Source organism: Nonomuraea antri (assembly GCF_013283785.1).
GTDB lineage: Bacteria > Actinomycetota > Actinomycetes > Streptosporangiales > Streptosporangiaceae > Nonomuraea > Nonomuraea antri.
The window spans coordinates 1-10,461 of the sequence record NZ_JABCPZ010000311.1; the positions used below are offsets into that span (position 1 = coordinate 1).

The 10,461-nt window shown below is 68.7% G+C and carries 7 protein-coding genes and 1 rRNA gene; 4 read left to right on the plus strand and 4 right to left on the minus strand.

Annotation, left to right across the window (positions count from 1 at the left end; translation table 11 throughout):
• The first annotated feature begins 3 nt into the window (after nt 1-3).
• A 5S ribosomal RNA gene (gene rrf / locus HII36_RS50045) occupies nt 4-120 on the plus strand.
• Nucleotides 121-1,197: 1,077 nt separating this feature from the next.
• Here the strand turns inward: rrf and HII36_RS50050 are convergent.
• Together HII36_RS50050 and HII36_RS58405 are read right to left on the minus strand one after the other, a co-directional pair.
• The gene (locus HII36_RS50050; RefSeq protein WP_173530464.1) at nt 1,198-1,995 is read right to left on the minus strand and encodes an endonuclease/exonuclease/phosphatase family protein; all 798 of its coding nucleotides are present in this window, start codon (nt 1,993-1,995) and stop codon (nt 1,198-1,200) included.
• A 661-nt stretch (nt 1,996-2,656) separates the two neighbouring features.
• Nucleotides 2,657-4,216 (minus strand): hypothetical protein, encoded by a 1,560-nt coding sequence (locus HII36_RS58405; protein WP_173530463.1) that lies wholly within the window; start codon nt 4,214-4,216, stop codon nt 2,657-2,659.
• On the opposite strand from HII36_RS58405, the gene HII36_RS50060 reads away from it, so the two are divergent.
• Entirely contained in the window at nt 4,136-5,269 is a 1,134-nt protein-coding gene (locus HII36_RS50060) for a hypothetical protein (protein ID WP_236004907.1), read from the plus strand. The genes HII36_RS58405 and HII36_RS50060 overlap by 81 nt on opposite strands.
• A 715-nt stretch (nt 5,270-5,984) precedes the next feature.
• Here HII36_RS50060 and HII36_RS50065 read toward each other — a convergent pair.
• Entirely contained in the window at nt 5,985-6,911 is a 927-nt protein-coding gene (locus HII36_RS50065; RefSeq protein ID WP_173530465.1) for an MBL fold metallo-hydrolase, read from the minus strand.
• 110 nt (nt 6,912-7,021) lie between these two features.
• Between HII36_RS50065 and HII36_RS50070 the strand changes: the two genes are divergently transcribed.
• A complete protein-coding gene (locus tag HII36_RS50070) occupies nt 7,022-7,417 on the plus strand; it encodes a single-stranded DNA-binding protein (protein WP_173530466.1) in 396 nt (131 codons plus the stop codon).
• Between the two features lie 235 nt (nt 7,418-7,652).
• Entirely contained in the window at nt 7,653-8,540 is an 888-nt protein-coding gene (locus tag HII36_RS50075) for a hypothetical protein (protein WP_173530467.1), read from the plus strand.
• Between the two features lie 639 nt (nt 8,541-9,179).
• Here HII36_RS50075 and HII36_RS50080 read toward each other — a convergent pair.
• The gene (locus HII36_RS50080; protein ID WP_173530469.1) at nt 9,180-10,418 is read right to left on the minus strand and encodes a DUF1015 family protein; all 1,239 of its coding nucleotides are present in this window, start codon (nt 10,416-10,418) and stop codon (nt 9,180-9,182) included.
• Between the last annotated feature and the right edge of the window lie 43 nt (nt 10,419-10,461).

Below are 10,461 nucleotides of genomic sequence, written 5' to 3' on the forward strand. Positions count from 1 at the left end.
TGTTACGGCGGTTATGGCGGGAAGGAAACACCCGGTTACATTCCGAACCCGGAAGTTAAGCTTCTCTGCGCCGATGGTACTGCACTCGGGAGGGTGTGGGAGAGTAGGTCGCCGCCGGACAATCTTTGGGGAGGGCCCCACGTATCCTTCGGGTATGTGCGGGCCCTTTCCGTATTTGAGGGGTCTCTGGGTGTTGCCGGGGGCTCCTTTCGCATTTCCGGGGTCTGTCGGTCGGGGTCGGCCGCGGCCGGTCGGTTGTCGGTCGGTGTCGGCCGGCGGGCCTCCGGGTGGGGCCGGGGGTCCTTGTCGCGTGTGCGGGGAGAGGGGCGCGTCCCCCACCGGTCATTCGGGCGTTCGGGTGTTGTCCAGGGGCGTCGGGTGTTCCAGGGCGGCGGGTGTCCGGCCGTTCGGGGGTGTGCGGGTGTTCCAGGGCTGCAGGTGTCCGGATGTTCGGGTGCCCGGGGTTGGCGGCGTCCGGGTTGCGGTGCTGCCGGCCTCTTGCTGGTTGTGGTGTGTGTTGGGCCTGCCGGGCATCTCTGGCGGGCCTTTCGTGTTTGAGTGCCTCGATAGCACATCGACCGGCGGAACTGCCCATGGCTCGAATATCTACCGAGCGCTTGCCAGCTCGCCTCTCGGTTCTTCGTCGGCCTTTGGCGGGTCCTGGTCTGCTGGGTCTCATCGAGTATCTGGCCCTGAGCGTCTCTCTGCTGGAGGCGCTTCGACGCTCGCAAGCTTAGCGTTCCAGGGGAAGGCTTCTGAGGGCTTCATTTCGCAGCCGGATTACCACCGTGGTTTCCACTGGGCTCCTTTCCGCCCAGGTCCAAGCGGGCGCTGGACATGCATCCCCCAAGGCTTGTCGCGATTCGCGTCGACCCTCTCGTGCGGACCGGGACGCTCCAGTACCTGGTTGAAGCCTTGGTCCTCCGCCTCACGTAACCGCCCGGCTCGGTGTGTGACACGATTCTCACTGGCTTGAATCCCGTCTGCTCGATGTGGTCTGCGACGAGGGATAGAGATTTGTGTGTCTCTTTGTCGATTGAAGCGACTCTCGGGCCTCGCAGGCGGCGGGGCGAATCGGGAGCGCTCGGCCGACCGGGGCCAAGCCGTTCTGCCGGGGGTTTGCGGACGAAGGCAAGTGCCTCGGTGCGTGATTGAGACGGGTGATCGGCAGTAGGTGGGGCGCCTGGCCGAGACGCATCAGTGGACCTCTTCCAGATCCATCGCGAGGCCGAAGTGGTCGCTGGCCCAGACGCCATTGACGGGCTGATCGAAGATCTGCCAGCAGTCCACCAGGCGTAACGTCGGACCGTTTCCGTGACAACGAACGAAGAGGTAGTCGATGCGCCTGCCGGTTTCCAGCGGCCAGTTTCCGTTCCGTACGAGAGGATTGAGCGGGGTGAAGGTGTGCCCCGGATCATGTTGATGCGCCCATTGCCACCCGTCGCGATAGGCGACGCTTGTTCCGTGTAGAGATTGCAAGCCACTCCAGTAGCGGATGCTGGCTGACTCTGGCGGCGCGTCGAAGTCTCCGGCCACCACGACGTGCCGCAGGCCATCACCGAGCACTTCTTCAATCAGATTCGCTGCCTGGACGGCCTGGAGTTCGCGCTCGTGCTCATGGTTGAGACGGAAGGACGGCTTGTGGTTGGCGAACAGCAGCGGCTCTGGCGTCCGAACCTCCACAAAGCCAACCCAGCCGGCGAACTCCGACAGGTTCACGCGACTGGTGACGGCGAGTCTCACCTGCCGGATCTCGCCCAGTGGCCAGCGACTGGCGATCGAAGCGCGGGTGCCATCGGCTTCCCCTTCATCCTGATGGACGACGTGGTAGCCAGGCCCCAGCAGGTCGACAACTTGGTCGTAGTGGTCGGTCACGACCGATTCCTGGAAGGCGACGAGATCCGGGCGCAGATCACGCAACCCTGCGATCAATACCTCACGGCGCTTGCTCCAGCAGCCGTGCCTGGCCCAGAGGTTCAGCGTGGCGACGCGCATATTCCGGCGCTACCCCCGTCAGAGGAACCAAGCGCGCCAGTTGAGGAGAATGCAAGATCCGTATTGGTCAACCATCAAATGTAGCGAGGCCGTTCCACCGCCCAGCAGTGGGAGATGACACGGAGTTCTTGCTGGGCAGTGGGGTTTGCGTGCGATCTCGCGGGTGGTGCGCGGAGCATCGCCGGCGCTGTCCACCAGCTGTCCCGCGGAGCCCTGATCGGCGAAGACGTGATGGATCGGGGTGGTCAGGCATCCCGACAGCAGGGCGGCTTGAACGCTGGCGCCAATCGCATCGACAAACTTGGCGACGTAGTAAGTGGGACGCCGGGCGGATACAACTTTGGCTTTCCGGGGGAACTCGGTTGGGCGAGCGATGTCGAGGTCTTGGCGCAGGTTTGGTGGCGTCCAGGAAGGCTTTGCTTATGTTCGCGCCGATGTCGCGCGCGTTGTCTGTCGGTGGCGCAGTGAGTGAGGTGCTGGTCCTTTGCGCAGGCCAGGTCGAGAGGACGGATCCGAAGGGGAGCCCGCAAGATCTTGCCGGGCAGGCTGAGGTGGCCGTCGGTGAGGGGGTTGAGGATCCGGGGTTGGCCTTGGCTGTTTCGTGGGAGCGGAGTGACATGGCCGGCGTCTCTAGCAGCCTTGGTTTTCGGGCCGCCGTATATCAGGTTGCGCCAGGCTCGTGGACGTACTGCGGCTTGCTAGGCTGGAGGGACCGGGCCACCTCCACGGGTGGCCTTCGTCGCGTAAGGCCCGCGGGCGGGCGGCGACCAGCCACGGTGGACCGTCGTGTGAAGTCCGCTGAGTGAGCCAACGAAATGGACCAGAAGTGAACAGAGATAACGGATCGGACGGCGGACAGCGCGGGCGCGGCGACGGCGGAGACAGGCGCCCTGGCGGGGACAGGAGTGGCGGGTACAGCTCTCGCGGGCGTGACCAGCGCGATTCCCGGGGCGACCGTCCGTTCCGTTCCGACGACAGGTCGCGCTCGTACAACAGGGAAGACCGCGGACCGCGGCGCGACGAGGGCGACCGCGGGCCACGCCGTGAGGGCGGGTTCCGCGACGAGCGCCGGTCGTTCCGGGACCGTGATGACAGGCCGCGACGCGAGGGCGAGGAGCGTCCCTCCTACCGCGACCGTGATGACCGTGGCCCGCGCCGTGAGGGTGGGTTCGGTGACAGGGGGCCTCGTCGTGAGGGCGGCTACGGTGACCGGGGACCTCGCCGTGAGGGCGGGTTCCGGGATGATCGTGGCCCGCGTCGTGAGGGTGGTTTCGGTGATCGGGGTCCGCGCCGTGAGGGCGGGTTCGGGGACCGTGACCGTGGCCCCCGCCGTGAGGGCGAGGAGCGTCGTCCGTTCCGCGATCGTGACGATCGCGGTCCTCGGCGTGAGGGTGGGTTCGGTGACCGTGGGCCGCGTCGTGAGAGCGGTTACGGTGACCGTGGTCCCCGTCGTGAGGGTGGGTTCCGGGATGATCGTGGCCCGCGTCGCGAAGGTGGGTTCGGCGACCGAGGCCCGCGCCGTGAAGGCGGGTTCGGGGACCGTGACCGGGGCCCCCGCCGTGAGGGCGGGTTCGGCGACCGCGGTCGTGAAGGCGGCTACGGTGCGCGCCGTGAGGGCGGCTTCCGCGACCGTGACGATCGTGGGCCCCGTCGTGAGGGCGGCTTCGGCGACCGTGGGCCGCGTCGCGAGGGTGGCTACGGTGACCGTGGTCCCCGTCGTGAGGGTGGGTTCCGGGACGATCGTGGCCCGCGTCGTGAGGGCGGTTTCGGCGACCGAGGTCCGCGCCGCGAAGGTGGCTTTGGCGATCGTGGCCCCCGCCGTGAAGGTGGATCCCAGGAAGACCGCGGTCCCCGTCGCGAGGGCGGCTTCGGCGATCGAGGTCCCCGTCGCGAGGGTGGCTACGGTGACCGTGGCCCCCGCCGCGAGGGTGGGTTCCGGGACGATCGTGGCCCGCGTCGTGAGGGCGGCTACCGCGAATCCCGTCCGTTCTCTCGTGACGACAGAGGCGATCGCGGCGGCTGGAGCGACCGGACGGACCGTCCCGGCGGCTCCCGCGCGCGTTACGGCAGGCCCGACCGCGAGGGGCCCGAGGGTGCGGCGCCGCAGCGTGAGAGGCTGCCGGAGATCGCGCCCGACATTTTGGCCGAGGAGCTCGACAAGGAGGTTCGCGAGGAACTGCGTTCCCTGCCGAACGATCTCGCCGAGCTGGTCGGCAGGCATCTCGTCGCCGCCGAGCGCGCCCTGGAAGAGGACGACCCGGACCGGGCCCACGAGCACACCAAGGTGGCCCGCAGGTTCGCGGCGCGGATCGGCGTCGTGCGTGAGGCCGCCGGCATCGTCGCGTACCGGGCCGGACACTTCTCCGAGGCGCTGAGCGACCTGCGCGCCGCCAGGCGAATGACGGGTTCGGACGCGTACCTGCCGGTCATGGCCGACTGCGAGCGTGGTCTGGGACGTCCGGAGCGTGCGATCGACCTGGTTCGTTCGCCCGAAGCCGAACGTCTCGACCGGGCCGGACGCATCGAGCTGACCATCGTCGAGTCCGGCGCCCGCCGCGACATGGGGCAGCACGACGCCGCCGTCATCACGTTGCAGCGACTGCCCGAACTGCGCGACCCGCAGCCTCGTCCGTGGTCGGCGCGGTTGGCATTCGCGTACGCGGACGCGCTGGCCGAGGCCGGTCACCAGGACGCGGCCACCGACTGGTTCGGCCGGGCGATGGCCTTCGACGAGGACGGCGAGACGGACGCCGCCGAGCGCTACGCCGAGCTGACCGGTGCGGTCATCGAGGACGTCGAGGAAGAGTTCGACTACGAGGACGACTTCGACGACGCCGGCGTGGCGGAGACGGGCGAAGCGGCCGAACTGGACGAGGAGGCCGACGACGCCGAGGCTCTCGCCGAGGCGGGGGACCTTTTGAGCGGGGATGTCCTGAGCGGGGATGTCCTCGGCGGCGAGTCGGTGACGATCACGCCTGGTGACGTGCTCGACGGTCCGGAATCGGCCGAGCCGGAGCCCGGCGATCTCCTGGACGGCCGCGCCGTGGAGGAGTCGCCTGTCGATGCGGGCGGCGACGTCCAGGCTGGCGACGTCCAGGATGACGCGGAGGCCGAGGCGGAAGCCGAGACGGCGGACGCTGAGCCGGAGGTCGTGGAGAAGGAACAGGCCAGCGCGGGCGAGGCGCCGAGCATCACGCCGGCGTTCATCGAGCCGAACTTCGATGACATCCCGGACGAGTCCGACGAATCCGAGGACGAACCGAAGAAGGACTGACCTCGGCGCTCTGCCGTGGCCACCAGGCCTGGCTGGAACGTGAACGGCCCGTCGTACCGCGCCTTGCGGTACGGCGGGCCGTTTCGCTTCCCACGGTCACCCGAGAGCGAACAGCCGGCGGCCAGCGAGGCCGGAACGGCTCATCAGCACTGGGTTCGGCAGGACTCACGGGTATCGGGGTTGGAAGCGGCTCACCGACACGGGTGTCGGAAATGGCTCAGCGACACCCGGGGCGGGGCGGTTGCAGGCGTCAGCGCAGGGGGCCGGGCCGCCGGCACCAGGACCGGGAACGGGGCGCTGGCGCCGGGCCGGGAGTGCTGCGCTGGCATCAGTGCAGGTAACTGCTCACCCGCACGAAGGCCGGAAACGGCTTGTCGGCGTGGATGGGCGGGAGCGCCGCGCTGGCGTCAGTGCAGGTAACTGCTCACCCGCGCGAAGGCCGGGAACGGCTCGTCGGCGTGGATGGGCGGGAGCGCCGCGCTGGCGTCAGTGCAGGTGACCGCTCACCCGCGCGAAGGCCGGGAACGGCCCGTCGGCGCGGATGGGCGGGAGTAGCATGCGGAATCCGAGGCTGGGGCAAGGCCCACAGCGATCGGCGTGGACTGTTGGGCCGCCATCGGAGCGGAGGCGGCCCTTCGTCATCGAGCCGCCGGTCATCGAGCTGTCGCCGCCAATGCCGCCGTCGACGGCGGCCGGGCCTGCAAGGATGCGTCGGCTACGGTGAGACGCGGTCGAGCCAGTGCAGGATCCCCGCGACGTTCGACTCCGCCGTGCTCAGCAACTCGAACTGCTCGGCCAGTTCTGGATCAGACTGAAACACCGCATACCGCTCCATGGTCGCATCGCGCACCATCGCGGCCGCGTGGTCGAGGTCCATCCCCTCCGACCGTGCCCGCTTCGCGTGATCCGCCCAGATGCGCAGCTCCTCGGCAGACCGTTCCAGAGTGTCCTGGACGGCGGCGACCGGCCCGTAATGACTGAACAGCAGCCGTTGCGGACCAAGTGCACCGAACAGCCCGATGGAGTCGAGCGCGGTCTGCAGGTCAAAGTCCGGCGGCGGGGTTGCCGGGCGCAGGTCGCCGGTCTGCGGCAGGTAGACGCCGGCCGCGTCGCCGACGTACAGGTCGCCGGTGGCGGAGTCGACCAGGCCGACGTGATGCTTGGCGTGGCCGGGCGAGTAGTGGCTGCTCAGTGTGCGTCCGTTGCCGAGGTCGATGGAGCCCGTGTCGCCGAGGGCGACGATCCGTTCCGCGTCGGTGGGGGACAATTCGCCGAAGAGGGTGTCGAGCCGGTGACCCCAAACCATACGGGCGCTGGCCATCAGTCTGGACGGATCCGCCAGATGCCGGGCGCCCTTCTCGTGCACGACGACCTGCGCCGACGGGAAGAACCCGGCGATATCGCCGACTCCGCCCGCGTGATCCAGGTGGATGTGCGTGACCACCACGGTGGCCAGGTCCTCGGGACCGACGCCCAGGGAGGCCAGCGCGTCACGTACCACCGGCGCCGACGTCGAGGTCCCGGTCTCCACGAGGCACGGTCGATCCCCCAGAATCAGGTAACCGGCGGTGATGCCCGAGTATCCGGCCATTTTGGTGTCGATTTCATAGACGTCCCCGCCCAGCGCGGTGATGTTGTCCACAGGCACTCCCGAGCGCTCAGCCGCTATCCCCAGAACGGCGTTCGAGCCGATCCGGCCACCCCCTCATCGTAGAGAGTGATCTCCACCGAAGTACCGATGGGAGGACCACAGTGGACCGAAACGAAGTCCTGCTGGTGGGAAGGCTGTCCGCGGCGGTGGAGGAACAGTCGCTGCCGAGCGGTGACACCGTGACCAAGTGGCGCATCATCGTGCGCCGCCGTCGTAACAGACGTGGCGGCACCCTGACCGACAGCATCCCGTGCGTCACGTTCAATCCGGAGGTCGCCGCCAGCGTCCGCCGGCTCAAACCGCGCGATCCGCTCGAGGTGACGGGCTCGTTCCGCTGCCGCATCTTCGGCCCGACCGCCGCCAAGATCTTCAGGTACGAGGTGGAGGTGCACGAGGCCAAACCGCTCGATCACCCGCTCCCCGCATCAGGGCAGAAGCCCAGCACTCCACCTCCACGTCCGCTGCCGACGCTGGCGTCCCTCGCGGTGGCGACCTGACCGGGCCGCCTCGCGAAGGGTGTGGGCGAGCACATTCGTGAGGGGCGCACTCCGCCCCTCACGCACCCGAGCCTGCCGGGGATGCGGAGAACGCCACTCGCACAGCGGGCGAGGCGCGCGAGTGAGGGGAGAACCGGACGGGCAGGTGATGACACACCCCTGAGTGGATCCAGTGGGTCCGATCTTTATCTTGCGTCAATCGAGAATCGACATTAACGGAGGATCCTCTTGTTGCATGAGTTATCAGACTTTGCCGCACGTACCGGTGGTAACCGCCCGGCCTGAGATGGGAGCCAGGGGCAGCGTCCTGGAGGTGCTGGAGAAGCTGGGAACGGTGGTGGTGCCGATCGCGGTCGGCGTGTACGCGCTGCTGTACCTGGGATTCGAGAGCGTCTACGACACCTTCGGCATCACTCCGGAACAGGCCGGCCTGACTCAGGCCAGCATCTTCGGACACCTGCTGGGCACGTTGGTGCTGCTCTTCCTGGCGATGTTGCCGTTGCTCGGGCTGATCGTCGGTATCGGGTGGCTGGTCGACAAGGTGACACGCGGGCTGGCGGCGAGGGTGGTCGCCTGGGCGCGCGAGAAGGCATGGCTGTCGGCGGCAGTGGCGGCCGGGCTGTCCGGTATCGCGTACTGGGGGCTGCTCGGCCTCGTCGACGTGACCGGCACTCCGGTGTTGCTGACGGTGCTCAGCGTGGGCTTGTTCGGGCTGCTCGTGCCGTACCGGCTGCTCAGGGCGCGACCGGCGGGGAGGGCGGCCATGCGCGTGCTCACAGGAGCTCTGGTGGGCATGGGCGTGGGATTCACGCTGGTCGGCTGGATGACTCAGGGAGCGGAGGACGTACGCGCCTTCGGCCAGGGGAATATCGTGCTGGAGCTCACCGGGTTTCCGAATCAGTGGGCCGAGGTTCGTGACAGCGAGGGCAGGAGCGTGTCCAAGGGCGAGAGGTGGCTGGTGCTCGGGCAAGACGCCGGCGCGTACGTGTTCTACGACTGCGGAAGGACGGAGACCATCAGACGGCCGATCGAGGCGACCATTTTGAGCAGGATCGAGCTCGATCCCGACTTCAGCGAGGGCGACACCAAGGAGGTCCGGCCCTGCGGCTATGCCCACACGTAGTTGCGGGCTGCTTGGCTGTGCCGAACGGCCGGACGGCCGGACGGCCGGACGGCCGTCCGGTGGGACGACCCGGCGGTCGGACGGCCAGACGGTGGGACGGCCGGACGGGGTGGACGGGCCGTGCGGGGTGGACGGGCTAGTAAAGGGGCGTGCTGGCGGAAGATGCGGCCGTCATGGGATCCGGCGCTGCGAAGGAAGGTGCCGACGGTTGGGTCCCTCAAGCCAGCGCGCGTTTCGGCCTCCTGATGGGCTCGCTGAGCTGGGAGCAGCTCCGGCTTCGTGCGGGCGTAGCGCACAGCACGGGGGCGAGCACGTCTTGGGGTGACTGACGTGGGTGCGTGGGTTCGCGTGGCAGGCGGGAGGAATTCTGGTCGAGGAGTTGCGGCCACGTTCATGCCTGGGCAGTCGGCCGTGCCGCGTCTTCCATGCGTTCCAGGGGGCACAGCGACGCCATTGACCTGGCCCGTATGGGTTGGGGCGCGGGAGCTCGGTTGAGAAGGGCGGCGTGCTGAGGGGGAAGTTGCGAGGGGAAGCGTTCTCAGCCGGAAACGGGTGGCGTCCCATCGAACGGGTGGCGCCCCCATCGGCGCACTGGGGCAGCTGGGGCAGGTGCGCCGAGGGATGGGGGTCCTGGGGTGGTCAGTCGATGGCGAAGGTGCGGAGGACCAGGCCGGTTCGGGGTTTGGGGCCGAAGGAGGTGGATTTGCGGGGGACTCGTTCGCCGGCCGCGGCGACCGCCAGTACCTCGTCCACGGCAAGGGGCTTGAGTATGACGGCCGTGCCACCGGCGCGGGTCGCGAGCCGTGCGGCGGCCTCCGCGTCGTGGTGGACGATGCGGACGTTCTGCTCGTCGTCCTGCATGCCCCACACCTTCGGCAGCACGAACTCCGTGAGGATCGAGGTGTTCAGGGCGTTCCAGCGATCGGAGCGGTTGGCCGGCATCGCGTGGGCCAGTTGCACCGGGTCGGGATTGGTGAGCAGGTGGACCCCGCCCTCGCCGGCCAGCAGGAACGCGGGGTCGGGCGACGACTCCAGCGCGGCCAGGCCCTCGGCCAGGTCGATGAAGTCATGGACGCGCCATGAGCCCTTCGCCCGGGCGGTGGCTTCATGGAGGGGGAGGTCGGGGATCACGCGATGGATCGCCTTGAGATCGGGCGGGTAGGCGACGGAGTCGACGAGCAGGGCCAGGCCGAAGTCCCATGGGTCGCTGCCGGCGTCGTCGTCCGGGCGGCGGCGGGTGAGGTGTTCCTGGCGCTGCAGGATGCGGTAGGTGGCGTACCTGTGGTGGCCGTCGGCGATCAAGGCCTGGCGGGGGCGGAGATCGGTGTTGATGGCCGTGATCTCCGTGCCGTCGGTGATGGCCCACAGCCGGTGGGTGAGACCGTCGTCCGTCCGGGCCGTGACCAGGGGGCGTCTGGTGGTGGCGACCTCGTCCACCAGGCGGGTGGCCGTGCCGTTCTCGCCGTTGTAGAGGAGGAAAATGGGTTCGAGGTTCGCCTGGGTGGTGCTCATGAGGGCCAGGCGGTCGGCGACCGGCCCCGGCATGACGTCCTCGTGGGGGAGGATGATGTGCTGCGTCGGGTCCGCCAGGCCGACGTCGCCGATCAGGCCGCGCTGGAGGATGTTCGGGCCGCTCTGCTCATAGACGTAGAGCGCCGGGTCCTGGTCGGGGGCGAGGACGCCGGAGTCGAGCCATGCGCGCAGGGTGTCCCTGGCATCGACGTAACGGGTGTCGAGGGCTTCGTCCCCTGGGGAGGGCTGCTGCCTCGGGGGGCCGAGACGGGTTCCCGGGGCAGGTGTTTCGCAGGTCTCGGTGGCCTGGGGCTGCTGCTGGGCGGACTCCGGGCGAGGAGCGGCTCCATCGTCCGGTGGCGACAGGTCGGGGGAGTCGTCCGCCGGTGATGTGCGAGGGGCGTCGTCC